Annotated in this window: 14 protein-coding genes and 1 riboswitch; of the genes, 11 read left to right on the top strand and 3 right to left on the bottom strand. The window is 49.3% G+C overall.

Annotation, left to right across the window (positions count from 1 at the left end; translation table 11 throughout):
- Positions 1 to 73: 73 nt before the first annotated feature.
- A complete protein-coding gene (locus tag FS806_RS23610; protein WP_144941593.1) occupies positions 74 to 340 on the bottom strand; it encodes a hypothetical protein in 267 nt (88 codons plus the stop codon).
- 85 nt (positions 341 to 425) lie between these two features.
- Positions 426 to 725, bottom strand: coding sequence for a DUF3055 domain-containing protein (locus FS806_RS23605; RefSeq protein ID WP_144941590.1), 300 nt, complete (start codon positions 723 to 725; stop codon positions 426 to 428).
- A 1,774-nt stretch (positions 726 to 2,499) separates the two neighbouring features.
- Between FS806_RS23605 and rpiB the strand changes: the two genes are divergently transcribed.
- From rpiB to mqnC, 9 genes are all read left to right on the top strand, one after another.
- Positions 2,500 to 2,997, top strand: coding sequence for a ribose 5-phosphate isomerase B (gene rpiB, locus FS806_RS23600; RefSeq protein ID WP_144941588.1), 498 nt, complete (start codon positions 2,500 to 2,502; stop codon positions 2,995 to 2,997).
- On the top strand, positions 2,960 to 3,961 hold the full coding sequence (locus FS806_RS23595) for a dihydroxyacetone kinase subunit DhaK (protein ID WP_144941586.1): 1,002 nt from the start codon (positions 2,960 to 2,962) through the stop codon (positions 3,959 to 3,961). Before rpiB ends, FS806_RS23595 begins: the two co-directional genes overlap by 38 nt.
- 12 nt (positions 3,962 to 3,973) lie before the next feature.
- Positions 3,974 to 4,612 carry a dihydroxyacetone kinase subunit DhaL gene (gene dhaL / locus FS806_RS23590; protein ID WP_144941584.1) on the top strand — a complete coding sequence of 213 codons (639 nt, stop codon included), beginning with the start codon at positions 3,974 to 3,976 and terminating at the stop codon, positions 4,610 to 4,612.
- A 215-nt stretch (positions 4,613 to 4,827) separates the two neighbouring features.
- The gene (locus tag FS806_RS23585; protein WP_144941582.1) at positions 4,828 to 5,916 is read left to right on the top strand and encodes an MDR/zinc-dependent alcohol dehydrogenase-like family protein; all 1,089 of its coding nucleotides are present in this window, start codon (positions 4,828 to 4,830) and stop codon (positions 5,914 to 5,916) included.
- Positions 5,917 to 6,065: 149 nt separating this feature from the next.
- Entirely contained in the window at positions 6,066 to 7,049 is a 984-nt protein-coding gene (locus tag FS806_RS23580) for an HRDC domain-containing protein (protein ID WP_144941580.1), read from the top strand.
- Positions 7,050 to 7,296: 247 nt separating this feature from the next.
- A riboswitch (SAM riboswitch) is annotated at positions 7,297 to 7,413 on the top strand.
- Positions 7,414 to 7,549: 136 nt separating this feature from the next.
- Positions 7,550 to 8,479 carry a homoserine O-acetyltransferase MetA gene (gene metA, locus FS806_RS23575; RefSeq protein WP_144941578.1) on the top strand — a complete coding sequence of 310 codons (930 nt, stop codon included), beginning with the start codon at positions 7,550 to 7,552 and terminating at the stop codon, positions 8,477 to 8,479.
- 252 nt (positions 8,480 to 8,731) lie between these two features.
- A complete protein-coding gene (locus tag FS806_RS23570) occupies positions 8,732 to 9,910 on the top strand; it encodes an aminotransferase class I/II-fold pyridoxal phosphate-dependent enzyme (protein ID WP_144941576.1) in 1,179 nt (392 codons plus the stop codon).
- Positions 9,907 to 11,088, top strand: coding sequence for a trans-sulfuration enzyme family protein (locus FS806_RS23565; protein ID WP_144941574.1), 1,182 nt, complete (start codon positions 9,907 to 9,909; stop codon positions 11,086 to 11,088). The genes FS806_RS23570 and FS806_RS23565 overlap by 4 nt, the downstream gene beginning before the upstream one ends.
- 172 nt (positions 11,089 to 11,260) lie before the next feature.
- Positions 11,261 to 12,394 carry a cyclic dehypoxanthinyl futalosine synthase gene (gene mqnC / locus FS806_RS23560; protein WP_144941572.1) on the top strand — a complete coding sequence of 378 codons (1,134 nt, stop codon included), beginning with the start codon at positions 11,261 to 11,263 and terminating at the stop codon, positions 12,392 to 12,394.
- 58 nt (positions 12,395 to 12,452) lie between these two features.
- Here the strand turns inward: mqnC and coaA are convergent, their stop codons facing one another.
- A complete protein-coding gene (gene coaA, locus FS806_RS23555; protein ID WP_144941570.1) occupies positions 12,453 to 13,391 on the bottom strand; it encodes a type I pantothenate kinase in 939 nt (312 codons plus the stop codon).
- A 225-nt stretch (positions 13,392 to 13,616) separates the two neighbouring features.
- Between coaA and FS806_RS23550 the strand changes: the two genes are divergently transcribed.
- Complete coding sequence (locus tag FS806_RS23550) at positions 13,617 to 14,486, top strand: putative sporulation protein YtxC (RefSeq protein WP_144941568.1); 870 nt, start codon at positions 13,617 to 13,619, stop codon at positions 14,484 to 14,486.
- Positions 14,487 to 15,767: 1,281 nt separating this feature from the next.
- A partial coding sequence (locus tag FS806_RS23545) for a TGS domain-containing protein (RefSeq protein WP_144941566.1) occupies positions 15,768 to 16,165 on the top strand: 398 nt, incomplete at its 3' end.

Below are 16,165 nucleotides of genomic sequence, written 5' to 3'. Positions count from 1 at the left end.
TTCCTATTGGCATAAAAAGCTACCTCTAATACCGGGTTATTCTTCTTCGAAATCGCTTCGTTAGAAGCTTTTTTTACTTTTCAGGCTCGTCATGGGTTTCATGATCTTCGGGAAAATTCCGCTGCATGCCTTCGTGAAGCTCGCGATTTTCATAGTTGAATGTGTTCGGCGGACGTTGATCCTCTCTCCACGGAGAGCTTTTGCCCAGCGATTCGGTCAGCAAACTGGAGCCGTAAGGGCCTTCGGGAAATTCCTCGGCCGTTAAGTCATTTCTCTGCGATTCCACCGTATCCAAATCGGTATTTTCGGTCCGGTTTTCTTTAATGAAACCTTCTTTCATAGTCCACCTCCGTGATCTTCCGGTTTATTGGGAAGAAGATAAGGTTATCTTTCCCCTCTTCGAAGGGAACTATGAATGAACGCTTCTAAAGATCCGTGAAATGAACATTCCCGATGATTGGCGAGAGAAAGGCTCTCAAATCTCCGCCTTCTTCTTCCGACAGATCAAATAACCTTTCGAGGCATCCTTCCTCATGGACATCATCCGGCCCGAGAATGGCAGTGACTCCCGATTGAATATCTGTAACGAGCTTCTTCCCGTAGAATCGGTTAGATGAGGTTACCGCCAGATCGAAGCGTCTCATACTTTCCCCGATAAAACAGACAAAGCGGGTGGATGTATCCTCCGTTTCGTCATATAAGAAATCCAAATCTTTGTCGAACATTTCGTACCCTCCATTGTATAGTAGCTTAAATTTCGGTAGATAAGCCTTGATGTAACTGGGCAAACCTTCAATCCATTGTTGAAGTTGTGTTTGGATGAGTGTTGTGATTTTCTTGCTCGCTTTCTTAGCCATTTTAGAAAAGTATAAATTTCGAGAGCTTAGTTCTTTATTTAAAACCGAACATTTTGGCGGATACCTCTTCTTTCAATCAAGGGGCTGCCCCAAAATCCAGTTCGCGATTTTTCAGCACCGCTAGCACCGGAATTTTTCGTTTTATAGTGAATTTTTTTGGACAACCCCGGATCGTTCACCGGATGGTTTAAAAGACAAGCAAAACTGCACGTCTCTTCGGGAAATGCCTCGAAGTACCTGATTCTAGAGAGATAATGCACGTCTTTTTGGAGAAAAGTCGCCACATACCTGATTCTAGAGCAATAATGCACGTCTTTGGGGCGATTTTTGCGAAATGGCCTCATTTTGTGAAAAAGACCTGCACATTTGAGCGTCTTCCGCCTTCTTTTTGGGAAATGGCACGATTTTAATGTATTTTTGCTCGTCTTTGTGATGTCTTCACCGCCCCGGATGAACGATGGCGTACAAAGACGACGCTGACGGGTATCCCCTTGCTATTTTCAAGTGTTGCAGCACTTTCAGTTCTTTGAAAGCCGGTTTAATTTCATTTGGACATAATTTCATTTGGAAGTTGATTCGGCTGTACGATTTGCTCTATCCTATAGAGGACACCTCTTCTTTATGGTAGTGATTGCTTGACACTCTCACTTTATCAAACGAAGCGGTGTTTTTCTATTTTTCAACTTTTGTATTTAATCTCTGCTTTTTCAAAATATAAGAAAGTATAAGTTTTCACCTTATACCTGTTCTTACCACATTAGAAAGTTTAAGTTCATTAAAGCATTAAAATGGAACAAACTTTCTAACTGGCATAAAAAGCTTCCTCTAATACCGGGTTATTCATCTTCGAGATGGCTTCGTTAGGAGCTTTTTTTATATTTCATAGGTAAACGCGCCTGTCCAAAGGACGGCGATAGCCGTTTATCCTTGGTTGTATCAAGCATTTAAACCGGTTTTCCCTCTGCGAAAGTTGAGTAAATAAAATGGGACGCGCTTATTTGATCTTTCTCATCATATCATATAGTACGGAAACCGGGGGCAACAAGCCGGATCCTTCCGCCAGCGGTACATAAGAAGCAAAGAATTGAATGTACTCCGTAAATTATGCACCAGGAATGTTGAATGGCCAAGGCGCAGAATTTCAATGCGGTTCCGTGATATAGTATAGATATAGAAGGGCTTCCGAAAGTGGATGCAGAATGCAAAAATTAGACTTCCAATCGCCTTCCCGGATGATTTTGAAATCGCTCTACAAATGTTTAATCGATAATTTTGAGGCGGGTTTCTGTGTATAAGCCGGTACGCTATCGTTTCTCGGTACCCTGCTTTGTTTTCTTTTTTCGGCTGGCTTTATGTGCCTATGTTTTTTTGCTGTGATTGCTGTTGGATTGGGGCTGACAAAATAAAAAAACAACAAAATACGAAAAACATTTGAAAGTAAATTAGGTATATTTGTTGACAAATGAAAATAAAAATATGTAATATAGGTACATAACGATAGTAATCGAAAGTGTTCAGATGTATACGACAGATAGAATTTTTGGAGGGATGTCGAAGGAAAGCAGTTAAAATCCATCCTGCCGGAGTCTATGAAAGCGCTTATTATTTTTTTCTATTAAGAAAACATTTGTGGAGTGAGAGAATGAAGAAAATTGCGATTGGAAGCGATCATCACGGATTCGAAATGAAAGAGCTTATTATTGCTTACCTGCGTGACAGGCAAATTGAAGCTGCCGATTACGGCTGCTACTCCTGCGAGGAAGTCGATTACCCGGATGTCGCCTTCGCCGTAGCTGACGATATTCGCAAGGGGAAGCTGGAGCGCGGAATTTTGATATGCGGAACCGGCATTGGGGTAGCCATTGCGGCCAACAAAGTTCCGGGGATTCGAGCGGCGCAATGTCACGATACCTATTCGGCGGAGCGCGCGAGGAAGAGCAATAATGCCCAGATTATGACGATGGGAGCCAAAGTGATTGGCCCGGAGACCGCTCTTAAAATTGTGGAAGCCTGGATAGATTCAGAGTTTCAACGAGGAAATTCGGAACGAAAGGTAAATAAGATAATGGAACAGGAACAGCACTATCTAAGGAGTGGTGATGATGAAAAAGCTGATGAATCAACCCAATTCGGTTGTTGATGAAATGATTGAGGGCTATGAGGCCGCCTATCCGCAATACGTGAAGATCCTTCCGCAGAACAAGCGGTCGGTTGTTAGTGTGGATACGGTTCGTCCCGGCAAGGTGGGAGTCGTCATCGGGGGCGGATCGGGCCATGAGCCCGCGTTTATGGGTGTGATCGGCAAGGGCTTCGTGGATGGCGTGCCTGTCGGCAACGTTTTTGCTTCACCTCCTCCGGACCCGATTCTTGAAGTGACCAAAGCCGTCGATGGAGGCGCGGGAGTTATCTATATGTACGGCAATTATGCCGGGGATTGCATGAATTTCGATATGGCCGCGGAGCTGGCCGCCATGGAAGGGATTCGGGTGGAAACCGTACTGGTGACGGACGATGTGGCATCCGCACCGAAGAGCGATATCGATCGTCGGCGGGGGATTGCCGGAGGCTTTCTGGTATTCAAATCGGCGGGGGCTGCGGCCGATAAGGGTTATTCGCTCGATGAGGTCGTCCGGGTAGCGCGCAAAGCGAACGACCAGACGCGTACCATGGGGGTGGCTCTGTCCCCCTGCTCGGTTCCGCAAACCGGCAAGCCCAGCTTTGTATTGGCCGATGATGAAATGGAAATCGGTCTGGGTATTCATGGAGAGCCGGGGGTGGAGAGAGGAAAGCTGAAAACCGCCGATGAAGTGGCGGACGCTCTGCTGGACCGGATTATTGATGACATGCCGCTCACACCGGATGATCGGGTGGCTGTGCTGGTCAACGGGCTTGGCTCGACGACTTACATGGAACAATTCATCATGTACCGCCGGGTGGCTGCGAGGCTGGCTAATCTGGGAGTTAAAGTCCACCGCTCCTTTGTCGGTGAATTCGTCACGTCTCTTGAGATGGGCGGCTGCTCCATCACGATTATGAAGCTCGATGACGAGCTGGCGGAAATGATCGACCATCCCGTAGACACCCCAATGTATGTGCAGAAGTAAGGAGGATATGCGATGAAGCTGACTATTTCCGATTTTAAACAAATTTTTATCTATATTGCCGAACAAATTGAAGCGAGGAAAGACGAGTTATCCGAGCTGGATCGCGCGGTCGGGGACGGGGATCACGGGGTAACGATGTCCATCGGCTGGCAGGCCATTGTCGATAAGCTGAATTCTTATGAAGGAGACGATTTCGCTGCGCTCTGCAAGGACATGGCGATGTCGTTCCTCAACGCGGTAGGCTCTTCCGTAGGTCCGCTGTATGCGACTGCATTCTTAAGGGGAGGCATGGCTCTGCAGGGGAAGGCGGAATTGGACGAAGAGGATGTTGTGCAGTTCTGGCTTAAAGCGGTAAACGGGATCCAGGAAAGAGGCAAAGCGCAGGTAGGCGACAAGACGATGATGGATACCTGGATTCCGGCGATGCAAGCGCTTGAACAGGAGAGGAGCAGAGGCGGAGATTTGCTGGCAAGCCTGGAGGCCGCAGTGACGGCTGGAGAGAAGGGAATGAACTCCACGGCTGAGATGCTGTCGCAGAAAGGGCGTTCCAGCCGTCTGGGCGAGCGTTCCGTCGGACATCTGGACCCCGGCTCGGTTTCTGCTTATATCATATTGTCGTCCTTCCTGGAGGCCATCAGGAAGCTTGGCTAAGGAATAGCGAGATCAATCGAATCGAAGCCCTGCCATTCCCTCAATGGGGAGAAGGAGTAACGTAATTTTTCAGCGGATTTCTTTTATTAAAATATGAGAAAGTATAAGTTTCGCCTTATACTTGTTCTTATATTTCATCGGTAAACGCGCCCGTCCTTAAGGACGGCGATAGCCGTTTATCCTTGTTTCATAAAATTTACGGGAGGAAACCAGGTATGTCTAATCATAACAATGCCATTCCGGAAACGATGAGAGCAATTGTAGCCTATGCCCCGGGGGATTACCGGCTGGAGGTTGTGCCTACTCCCAAGCTTGAGAACGATGAGGAGATTATTGTAAAAGTTGAAGCATGCGGAATTTGTGCAGGGGATATTAAGGCGTTCGACGGGGCCCCCAGCTTCTGGGGAGACGATACTCAGCCGGCTTATATTAAAGCTCCGATGATTCCGGGGCATGAGTTTATCGCCCGGGTCGTGGCCAAAGGCGATAAGGTGAAAAATTTCGAAGTCGGCGATCGGATCATATCGGAGCAAATTGTTCCTTGCTGGGATTGCCGTTTCTGCAACCGCGGACAGTACTGGATGTGTGAAAAGCACGATCTGTACGGCTTCCAGAACAACGTTAACGGCGGAATGGCCGAATATATGAAATTTACCAAGGAAGCTCTAAATTACAAGGTCCCTGAGGAGCTGCCGATTGAGCAGGCGATTCTGATCGAGCCCTATGCTTGTTCCCTGCATGCGGTACAGAGGGCGCAAATCCAGCTGGGGGATTTCGTAGTGCTGGCCGGAGCCGGAACGTTGGGTTTGGGTATGGTCGGGGCAGCGAAGAAGGCGGGAGCGCAAACGCTAGTCGTCCTGGATATGATGGATGAGCGGTTGGAACTGGCCAAAAAATTCGGCGCCGATCTCGTAATGAACCCTGCCAAGATGGATGTCGTATCGGAAATCAAGAAAATGACCGACGGCTACGGATGCGATATTTATATCGAAGCTACCGGCCATCCCAAGTCGGTTGAGCAAGGGCTGTCCATGATCAGAAAACTGGGGCGGTTCGTTGAATTCAGCGTGTTCAAGGATCCTGTGACGGTCGATTGGAGCATCATCAGCGACCGTAAGGAGCTGGATGTTCTCGGCTCCCATCTGGGGCCGTACTGCTACCCGCTGGTCATTGAGGGGATCCGGAACGGCGATTTTCCGACCGAAGGGGTAGTCACCCACAAGCTTCCTCTGGAAGATTATCTCCGCGGCTTCGAAATGATGAAGAGCGGCAAGGATTCCTTGAAAATTATTCTGGTTCCTTAAAGCAGGGATTGCAATCTATTAAAAATATAGTATAATATGGATAAATAGCATAAAATTTGGACGGCAGAGGAAGCACCTCTCTTATTGAATGATAAGAGGGGTGCTTTTTTTTGTTTGTCCGCAATTCCAAACGAAGGAGGAAATAGGGAATGAATCTGATTTTTTGCAACACTTTGGAGAAGGTAACCGAGGAGAATCGGGTGCGGACAGCCCTTGTATCCATCTATGAGGAGCATGGCGAATGGTCTGTGTTCTGGAATGAGCAGGCAGAGGGGAAAGCCGTAAGGGATGTCTGGTATGAAGGGATGATGTGGGACGAAGCGCTTCAAGGATTCCGCGAAGGATTGGATGGCAAGTTTAAGGAGGGCTTCGTGCCCCTGATCCGGGGAACCGATCTGGGCCGGCGAATGGCGCCGAGAGGCGGCTTCACCCAGATGCTGCATTATTACAGCGAAGCCAACCTGCAGTCGGAGTTGTTTAACACTTTGCGGCAGTGGAGAAGAGAACAGGCCGCGAAGGAGGGGAAGTCGGCGTTCATTATTGCCACCAACCGGATTCTGCAGATGCTGAGCGTCTTTGTTCCGCATAATCTGGACGAACTGAAGCAAATTCCGGGCTTCGGGGAGCAGAGGCTGGCGAGCTACGGACAGCCTTTGCTGGAGCTGCTGCAGCAAGTGCCGCAAAGCACCCCGTTTCCATTGGATTGGGTCAAGGAGAAGGTGGATCCGGAATTATTTGAACAATGGCTGGAGGAGCAGTACCACAAGAAGGAAACCGCGGGCGAGAAGAAGCGGGAGACGAAACGGGCGCTGCTGGAGGCCATGGAGAAAGGAGTTACGTTGGATCAGATCGCTAGCGAACTGGAGATGGAGCGTCGTGAGCTAATTCTTCTGCTGGAGGAATTGGACCGTGACGGCTACGATGTCGGGCCATTCATCGAAATGGAGCTGCAAGCCGTAGCGAAGACGGAACAGAAACAGGCGGAGAAGCTGTTCCGGGATATCGGGCATCGTTATTTGAAGCCGGTCGTGCAGCAATTGTACACGGAAGACGAATTGAAGCAGAGGGATGTTAGCCAGATCTATGATTGGCTCCGGCTGTACCGTCTCAAATACCGCAGACATGCGGGATAATGAAACCGCCGGGAAGAAGGAGCTTATACAGCAGAAAGCGGATGCGAAATCGTCATTTAGGCTAAAGGTACGTTAAATCGCATTATGCAGTCGATGCCCGGAGTATGAAAGGGAAGGGAACGAATGGGATTTCTGGGGCGACAGATATAGACATAGAGGATCGACTGCCGTTAAGACGCCTCTTGACGGGGGAGTTATTTTGAGCTAGAGTAGGTATCAAATGTGCTGAATAAATGAATATTTTAAACTCTTATCAAGAGCAGGTGGAGGGACTGGCCCGATGATACCCGGCAACCGACATTCCTATGGACAGGAATGCACGGTGCTAATTCTTGCAGAAGCTTTCGCTTCTGAGAGATGAGAGAGGACAACCTCGCGTTGGTTAAGCCGCCTTTCTCATAAGAGAAGGGCGGCTTTTTAAACGTTGGAGAGCCCCTCTCGCAGTAGCACGTTTGTGTTACCGTTAGCTTTGATCTAATTACGACCAAGGAGGGTTCCCAATGCCGATCAAAATCCCTGATCATTTGCCCGCCAAAGAAATTTTAAGCCAGGAAAACATCTTTGTCATGGGAGAGCAGCAAGCTTTCCACCAAGACATTCGTCCCTTAAAAATTGCGATTCTAAATCTGATGCCGACCAAGGAAACGACGGAGACCCAGATTTTGCGGCTGCTTGCCAATACGCCCCTGCAGGTGGAATTTGTGCTTCTGCATCCGAAATCACATACCTCCAAGAACACATCATTGGAGCATCTGGAAATGTTTTACAAAACATTCGACGACATCAAGCACGAGCAGCTGGACGGAATGATTATTACCGGGGCTCCTGTAGAGCAGTTGGAGTTTGAAGAAGTCAATTATTGGGAAGAGCTGCGTCAAATTATGGATTGGACGAAAGAAAACGTAACGTCGACCTTGCATATCTGTTGGGCTTCCCAAGCCGGCTTGTATCATCATTACGGTATTCCCAAATATAAGCTCGACCGTAAAGTTTTCGGTGTTTTTCCGCACAGGGTTTGTAAACCTAATGTGAAGCTTCTGAGGGGATTCGACGAGGTATTCTATGTCCCCCAATCGAGACATACGGAAGTGAGCCTCGAAGACATTGAACGGGTGGAGGAGCTTGAAATTCTTTCCGTATCCGATGAAGCGGGAATGTATATAACGGCAACGAAAGACGGCAGACAGATATTCGTGACGGGCCATTCGGAATACGACCAGAACACGTTGAAATGGGAGTATGACCGGGATATCCAAAGAGGCATGGACATGGAAATTCCGAAAAATTATTACCCGAATGACGATCCTACCAAGCCTCCGATGGTCACATGGAGAGCCCATGCGAATTTGTTGTTTTCCAATTGGTTGAATTACTATGTTTATCAGGAAACTCCATACGATTGGAAGACGACGAAATTACTGAAGAAGTGAGCCTCTTCTACTGCTCCGGCAGATACAAGTTTCGATCCTGCAATTACAGATGCCACAATCCTGCAGCACAGTCATGAGGATGAAGCAGCGTCAGGCGGACTTGCGTTCCGCCTGTTCTCATGTTCAGGGGCGTAAGAAGGCAGCGATAACGGCCCGCCCATGAAGTACAGTCGATCATCTTCGCAACATTATTACTGGGATTTTTTTACATCAATATCGATGAAATGAATTTAAGCGGAAGGGGATCTTGCTATGAAGATAGAAAGTCGTTTGGCTCAAATAGGTTCGATCTCGGAGCCGGTTACGGGGGCCGTCAGCTTCCCGATTTATAATGCTACAGCCTTCCGGCACCCAAGGCTGGGGGAAAGCACCGGGTTCGATTATTCCCGGACCAAGAATCCTACCCGCACCGTGCTGGAGGAGGCGATCGCCGATCTCGAATCCGGGGATGCCGGCTTTGCTTTCAGCTCCGGTATGGCGGCGCTCCAGACCATTTTTGCGTTGTTTGGACAAGGGGATCATCTGCTTGTGTCGCTGGACTTGTATGGGGGAACCTACAGGCTGATCGAGCAAGTGCTGAACCGGTTTGGCATTACGGCCTCGTACGTCGATACCAATCGGATGGACGAGCTGGAGAAATATCGGACTCCGAAGACGAAAGCGGTATTGATCGAAACGCCGACCAATCCGTTGATGATGATTACGGATCTGCGGGGAGTATCGGAATGGGCGAAACGGAATGGGCTGCTCGTGATCGTCGACAATACTTTGCTGACCCCCTTTTTCCAAAGACCGCTGGAGCTGGGGGCCGATATAGTCATCCACAGCGCCACCAAGTACTTGGGCGGGCATAATGATGTGCTGGCCGGATTGGTCGTAACCAAAGGGAAGGAATTGAGCGAGAAAATCGGCTTCCTGCAAAATTCGATCGGCGCCGTCCTCGGCCCGAACGATTCCTGGCTGCTGATGAGGGGGATGAAGACGCTCGCGCTGCGGATGGAGAGACATCAATTCAATGCTCTGCGAATCGCACAGTTTCTGAGCGAGCATCCTTTGGTCGATGAAGTATATTATCCCGGCCTCGAGAGCCATCCCGATTATGAATTGCAGAACAAACAATCGTCGGGAAACACAGGGATTCTCTCCTTTAAGGTGAAGAAAGCCCGGTATATCGATCCCATCCTGCGTTCGATCCGGTTAATCGCATTCGCCGAAAGCTTGGGCGGAGTCGAGTCGCTGATGACCTTCCCCGCAGTTCAGACCCACGGGGATATTCCGGAGGAGATCCGCAACCGGGTTGGCGTGGACGACCGTTTGCTGAGATTTTCTGTCGGAATCGAGCATATCGATGATCTTATTGCGGACTTGACCCGGGCATTTGAAGCGGCGGCCGCAGAGGAGCAATCCGGAGAAGGAGAGAGGCATTCATGAATAAAGATCGTTTAACGGATAAGCAGAAGACCGCGGAGCCTGAATTTGCTACCCGATTGATTCATTTCGGCTCAGAGCTTTGCAAACAGACCGGTGCGGCCAGCATCCCGATCTATCAGGCATCGACATTCCATCATTTCGATATCCACAACCCTCCCGAGTTCGATTACTCCCGGTCGGGCAATCCGACACGGCAGGTTCTGGAGGAATATATAGCTGCTTTGGAAGGAGGCTGCAGGGGTTTTGCCTTTTCTTCCGGAATGGCCGCCATATCCGCGGCATTTTTCATGCTGTCGGCAGGCGATCATGTTATTTGCACAGAAGACGTATACGGGGGAACCTATCGGCTGCTGACTACGATATTGAACCGCATGAACATCGAGACGACCTTCGTCGATATGACCGATCTGGACCAGGTGAAGGCGGCATTGCGTCCGAACACGAAAGCCGTCTACATCGAAACCCCATCCAATCCGACATTGAAAATTACCGACATACCGGCAGTGGCAACTTGGGCCAAATCCCATGGTCTGCTTACTATGGTGGATAATACTTTCATGACGCCCTATCATCAAAAGCCGGTTGAGCTGGGCGTAGATATCGTCCTGCACAGCGCGACCAAGTTTCTGGGCGGACATAGTGACGTACTGGGCGGATTGGCCGTAGTCGCCAACGAACAGTTGGGCACCGAATTGAAGCAAATTCAGAACGGACTGGGCAATGTTCTTGGGGTTCAGGATTCCTGGCTGCTTATTCGCGGAATGAAGACGCTGCAGGCCAGAATGGAAGCTTCCGAGAGAGGGGCGATCCGCTTGGCCAACTGGCTGGCCGGGCGAGCCGATGTCGAGAAGGTTTATTATCCGGGTCTGCCGAATCATCCCGGACGGGACATTCATGAGAAGCAGTCCAGAGGCTACGGAGCGGTCGTATCGTTCGATGTCGGTAGCGGGGATAAGGCCAAGCGGCTGCTGTCGCGAGTCCGGATTCCAATAGTGGCTGTAAGTCTGGGAGCGGTCGAAAGTATTCTGTCGTATCCGGCTATGATGTCCCATGCGGCTATGCCAAGAGAGGTGCGGCTGGAGAGGGGCATTACGGACGGTCTGGTCAGATATTCCGTAGGCCTGGAAGCGGTAGAGGATATAATAACGGATTTGGAACAGGCTCTTGATACCGATTGATCCCTTACGGCGGTGAGCAAATTGACGTTCTGCCATATAGGACGAAAGGTCTGCTTTAAGGAGAAGATTGGGTAAGCGGCAAGAAGCCCTTCTGCGAAAAGTAATGACGTCCGGGACCCCTTTGTGATACGATTAGTGAATGGACGATAGATTAGGAAGGGATGTGGGGACTTTGAGTTCCATAGACCGGATTTTGCAAAAAGCGCTGGACGGTCAGCGGATTGGACTGGAAGAATGCATCGCTCTGTTCGAGTCCGATGAGATTGAAAAAATGGGGCATACGGCAGATCAGATCATGAAGCGCTGGCACCCCGAACCGATTACAACCTTTGTTGTCGGCCGCAATATTAACTATACCAATGTATGTGATGTCTACTGCCGATTTTGTGCGTTTTACCGTCCGCCTGGTTCTGAGGAAGGGTATGTCCTGCCTGATGAAACCATTTTTCAGAAAATCCAGGAAACGATTGATGTTGGCGGAACCGAAATTTTGATGCAGGGCGGGACGAATCCGAATCTGCCCTTCACTTACTATACGGATTTGCTCAAGGCTATCAAGCAGCGATTCGATATCCAGATGCACTCCTTCTCCCCTGCGGAAATCATGAAGATGAAGGAAGTATCCAACGGGCTGACTCTGGAGGAGGTCATCCGCGAGCTGAGAGATGCGGGACTGGATTCCCTTCCGGGAGGCGGAGCCGAGATTCTGGATGACCGTACTCGCCGCAAGATCAGCCGTTTGAAGGGCTCCTGGCGCGACTGGATTGAAGTTATGGAGACCGCACACCGTCTCGGAATGCATACGACGGCTACGATGGTTATCGGGTTCGGGGAATCGATGGAGGAACGGGCCCTGCACCTGATCCGGGTACGGGACTCCCAGGATAAGTGTATCCAGCAGAAGCTGAATACACCTGGATATTTGGCATTCATTCCTTGGACCTTCCAGCCGGAGAATACCCGAATCAAGGCCGAGAAGTCGACTCCGGAGGAGTATCTGAAGACTTTGGCCATCAGCCGGATTACGCTTGATAATATTCCGAATTTCCAATCCTCCTGGGTAACGATGGGGCCGGAGATCGGCAAGCTGTCTCTCCAATATGGCTGTAACGATTTCGGCAGTACCATGATTGAAGAAAATGTAGTCTCTGCGGCCGGTACGACCCATAAGGTGAATATCGGCACCATTCTGAAGCTGATTCGCGAGGCCGGCAAAATACCGGCGCAGCGCAATACTCGCTATGAAATTATAAAAATGTTTGACGAGGCCGATACGGTAGACAAAGATTTCGTCATGCAAAACTAAGGCGCGGCCTGGCCAATACAACGGTCCCGATTACTCGGATATTGATCCGGAATCGGGACTATTTCTTTAGCAGCACGGATTCGATTCTGTGCTGTTCCGTTTTCTTAAGAATCAGGTCCGCGCGGCTGCGAGTAGGCAAAATGTTCTCCATCAGATTGACATAATTGATCTCCCGCCAAACTTGTCTGGCCATCTCCAAGGCCTCCTGCTCGCTCAGATGCGAATACTTGTGAAAATAAGAGTGCTCGTTTTGAAAGGCGGTTTTTCTTAATATTTTGAACCGTTCTATGTACCAGCTCTCAATCCATTCGGTATCCGCGTCCACGTATATCGAGAAATCAAAAAAATCGGACACGAACACGTTAGGTGCACTGGTCACCGTATTGGTCTGCAGAACATTCAATCCTTCCACAATGACGATATCGGGCCGGACCACGACCTGCTTCCGATCCTTCAGGATATCGTATTCCAGATGCGAATAAACCGGGCATTCGACTTCGGCGGCGCCGGATTTGACAGCCGCCAGGAACTGAATCAGCCTGCGGGTGTCATAGCTCTCCGGAAAGCCTTTCTTGTTCATCAGTCCCCGCTGCGTCAGCACTTCATTCGGATATAAAAATCCGTCCGTCGTAACCAATTCGACCCGGGGGCGGGAGGGCCAGCACGAAATAAGTCTTTGCAGCAGGCGGGCGGTCGTGCTCTTGCCGACGGCGACGCTGCCCGCTATTCCGATAATAAAAGGCATTTTTTCCGTTTCTCTATGCAAAAATGCGTTCTTGGCATGCCGCATCGTTTGGGCTTGCTGCACGATGAGATTTAACAGATTAGACAGGGGGAGGTAGGCTTCTTTAACCTGATCGGCGGAAAGAGATTCATTGATGCCCTGCAGCTCCTGTATTTCTTCGCCGGTGAGCGATGGTCCGGGGGAGGGACCGCTGTATAATTTTCCCCATTCGGATGCGGTGAAGACGAAATAGCGTGAGTATGGACTTTTCATACAGATCACTCCTGCAGTAGACTGGTATCCGCAAATCTAAAATCAAACTATCCGTAGTCTATCCTGTTGAAGGGAAAAACCTGCCGCTTTTTTCAATCCCTCATTGAACAACCTCTTTTCCCCAACAATTCCAATGTTTACTTCCCGTAAAGTTTAATCGTATATCTGCTTTTCGTCCACCATATACTTAAAAAAGAACTTTCGTTCGGGAAGGAGTGGTTCGGGATGAGGCTGTTTCAATTATATTTGCCGGATATGCCGGACAATCATTATGCCGCCTTGGTTCAAACACTCAAAAAGGAACTGCACAAAATAAATAAATCGGAAAATGTGTATCAACTGAAATATGAAACCGACCGCTTCATGGTTACGGTTCATTGGGTTTCGGGAACGCAAGGCGTTCTTAAACAGGAGTCGCGCAAAATGGCGGGAACGGCCATTGGCCGTGTTCTGGCTGAATATATCGTGGACTGTGAAGAGATTAAGATCATTCGCCGCATTACCCGTTCACAATATCGCTGCAGCCCCGATGAGACCGAAAAAATATGCAGCTACTGCAAAGAGCTTCTTGACGGGACCTTGGATTATTCCCATCCCTTCGATCTCAAGGGCAGGAGAAAAGCGAAGGTATCGGCCATTTTGCAATCCTATTTATGGGAAAATCCGGTTCTTCATCTGGATGGATTCATCCGGTTCAGGCTGGGCGATTATAACCGGGAGCTTGCGGAAGCGGTCGATTACGCCGTGGAGGAAATGATGCTGGACCAGCAGTATCAGGATTTTATCGCTTTGCTAAAATATTACGTTTACGCCCAAGACACGATTATCCCTACTGCACATCTAATGCATAAGGGCGGCCATGAATTCCAGCTTCTCAACGAGCATATGAAGCCGATTGATCCCAGGCTGTTTCACTTTAACAAAGGGGAGTCGTTCGATGCCGAGGAAAGCGACGAGGATTTGATTGTGAGCGCGCTTCTGTCGGTATCCCCGCAAAAAATTTATATCCATACCCGGGAGCCGGAACTTCAGGTCATCAAGACGATCCAGCAAATCTTCGAGCATCGGGTCGAATTGTGTACTGTGTTATCTTAAGCTGGACCAGTGGTGGAATTTACCACATTATGCCATTTGCTTTCGTGCCGGATCTATAATCTGCCGCTTGACCTTCTTTAATATAGAAATTATAATCTATAATCAAGTAAACGTTGTTTATAGTCAACGACCAAGCTATCGTTGCTTATAATCTATATGATAACAGGCGATGACCAAAGACATGATTCCCCGTCCGCACTGAACAGAGAGAGGAGCCCAGGCTGCAAGCTCCTTCAGAGAGCCGGTCAGGGAGTTACCCCTTTGCAGCCGTGATATGGAACCCGCGCTTATTTGCGACAGTACATATTACCGGGTTATTCCCGTTATGGAATACCGAAGGATTCGTTGTAAGGCGAAGCCGATTTTCCTGTCCAGTCCACCCGCGAGCAAGCGGAAGGGAAGGGGGATAGGGAAGATCTGCCCCGCCCGTGTCTGTCTTTCGTCCATTGGACGGAGCAGCGTTGGCAGCGAATCGAATGAGGGTGGAACCACGAGCAGAACGCACTCGTCCCTTTTGGGCGAGATGCGTTTTTTTGTTTTATCTTACCTTGGGGACTCCCCGCAATCGAAGCTTAGCAGGAAAAGCGACGTCTTTGTGAGAAGGCAGGCTTGGCGCCATTTCAGCGGCGGGTGCAAATTCCTGCGATTATACATCAATTTTGAGTCGATTTGGAGCACTCCAGCGAAAAGCCTGCGATAATACATCAATTTCCGTACAAAATTATCCGATCTCCCCTTAAACGATAAAAAAGATGTATTTTTTCAGGCTTTGCAGTGGACGCCGAGCCAAACGGCCAAAATCATGCAGAAATGCAGGCTTTTGAATTCCGGGGCTCTTCCTGCAAGTACCTGCAAAAAGCCTCGAAGGCGTACGTCACTTAGCGGGGCATTTACGGGACCTTCCGCCAAGCAGGAGGAGTAATCACTGCATGGAAAAAGGTTTGGACGTCTGCTTGGTGGAATGCGGACGGATAAGCTTCGAAGGCTTACGTTACTTAGTGGGAAATTATAGGCTTCCCGAAACAGGAAGAACAATTGGCGCTTGGTTGAAAGTTAGACACCGGCTCTGTTGGAGCGAGGACGAAATAAGCTTCGAAGGCTCACGTCAGTTAGTGGGGAATTTTGCAGGGCATCCTGCAAAGTACATTTCATGAGCCGGGTCCCGATCTAATCGGCATTTTTAACGGGCCGGAGGTTTAGGGGCGGAAAGGCCCCGTAAGGAAATCATCTTTTACTTTTATATCTATAAACTTTGGTTTAATCTAACAGGAGGTTATTCAAATGGCAGTGAAAGTAACTTTCCCGGATGGTGCGGTTCGGGAATATGAGCAAGGAACGACATTGGAAGAAGTGGCGGGTTCGATCAGCTCCGGGCTGAAGAAAAATGCCGTCGCCGGTAAAATCAACGGGAAAGTGGTCGATTTGAACCGGGAGTTGAACGAGGACAGCGAAGTGGAGATCGTCACGCTGGATAGCGAGGAAGGGCTGGAGGTATACCGCCACAGCACCGCGCATTTGATGGCCCAGGCGATCAAGCGGATTTACGGGAACAAGCAGGTAAAGCTGGGGATCGGTCCGGTGATCGAGGACGGTTTTTATTATGATATCGATCTGGAGAATCCGTTATCGTCGGACGATCTGGCGAAGATTGAAGCGGAAATGGAGAAGATCGTAAAGGA

Source organism: Paenibacillus sp. 32O-W (assembly GCF_007679495.1).
Classification (GTDB): Bacteria; Bacillota; Bacilli; order Paenibacillales; family NBRC-103111; genus Paenibacillus_L; species Paenibacillus_L residui.
Note: the sequence above shows the minus strand (reverse complement) of the source record. Positions and strands in the feature narration are given on the sequence as shown.

Excerpts from the sequence above, each read along its gene's own strand:
- FS806_RS23610 (WP_144941593.1), bottom strand. The coding sequence starts at position 340 with ATGAAAGAAGGTTTCATTAAAGAAAACCGGACCGAAAATACCGATTTG.
- FS806_RS23605 (WP_144941590.1), bottom strand. The coding sequence starts at position 725 with ATGTTCGACAAAGATTTGGATTTCTTATATGACGAAACGGAGGATACA.
- rpiB (WP_144941588.1), top strand. The coding sequence starts at position 2,500 with ATGAAGAAAATTGCGATTGGAAGCGATCATCACGGATTCGAAATGAAA.
- FS806_RS23595 (WP_144941586.1), top strand. The coding sequence starts at position 2,960 with ATGAAAAAGCTGATGAATCAACCCAATTCGGTTGTTGATGAAATGATT.
- dhaL (WP_144941584.1), top strand. The coding sequence starts at position 3,974 with ATGAAGCTGACTATTTCCGATTTTAAACAAATTTTTATCTATATTGCC.
- FS806_RS23585 (WP_144941582.1), top strand. The coding sequence starts at position 4,828 with ATGTCTAATCATAACAATGCCATTCCGGAAACGATGAGAGCAATTGTA.
- FS806_RS23580 (WP_144941580.1), top strand. The coding sequence starts at position 6,066 with ATGAATCTGATTTTTTGCAACACTTTGGAGAAGGTAACCGAGGAGAAT.
- metA (WP_144941578.1), top strand. The coding sequence starts at position 7,550 with ATGCCGATCAAAATCCCTGATCATTTGCCCGCCAAAGAAATTTTAAGC.
- FS806_RS23570 (WP_144941576.1), top strand. The coding sequence starts at position 8,732 with ATGAAGATAGAAAGTCGTTTGGCTCAAATAGGTTCGATCTCGGAGCCG.
- FS806_RS23565 (WP_144941574.1), top strand. The coding sequence starts at position 9,907 with ATGAATAAAGATCGTTTAACGGATAAGCAGAAGACCGCGGAGCCTGAA.
- coaA (WP_144941570.1), bottom strand. The coding sequence starts at position 13,391 with ATGAAAAGTCCATACTCACGCTATTTCGTCTTCACCGCATCCGAATGG.
- FS806_RS23550 (WP_144941568.1), top strand. The coding sequence starts at position 13,617 with ATGAGGCTGTTTCAATTATATTTGCCGGATATGCCGGACAATCATTAT.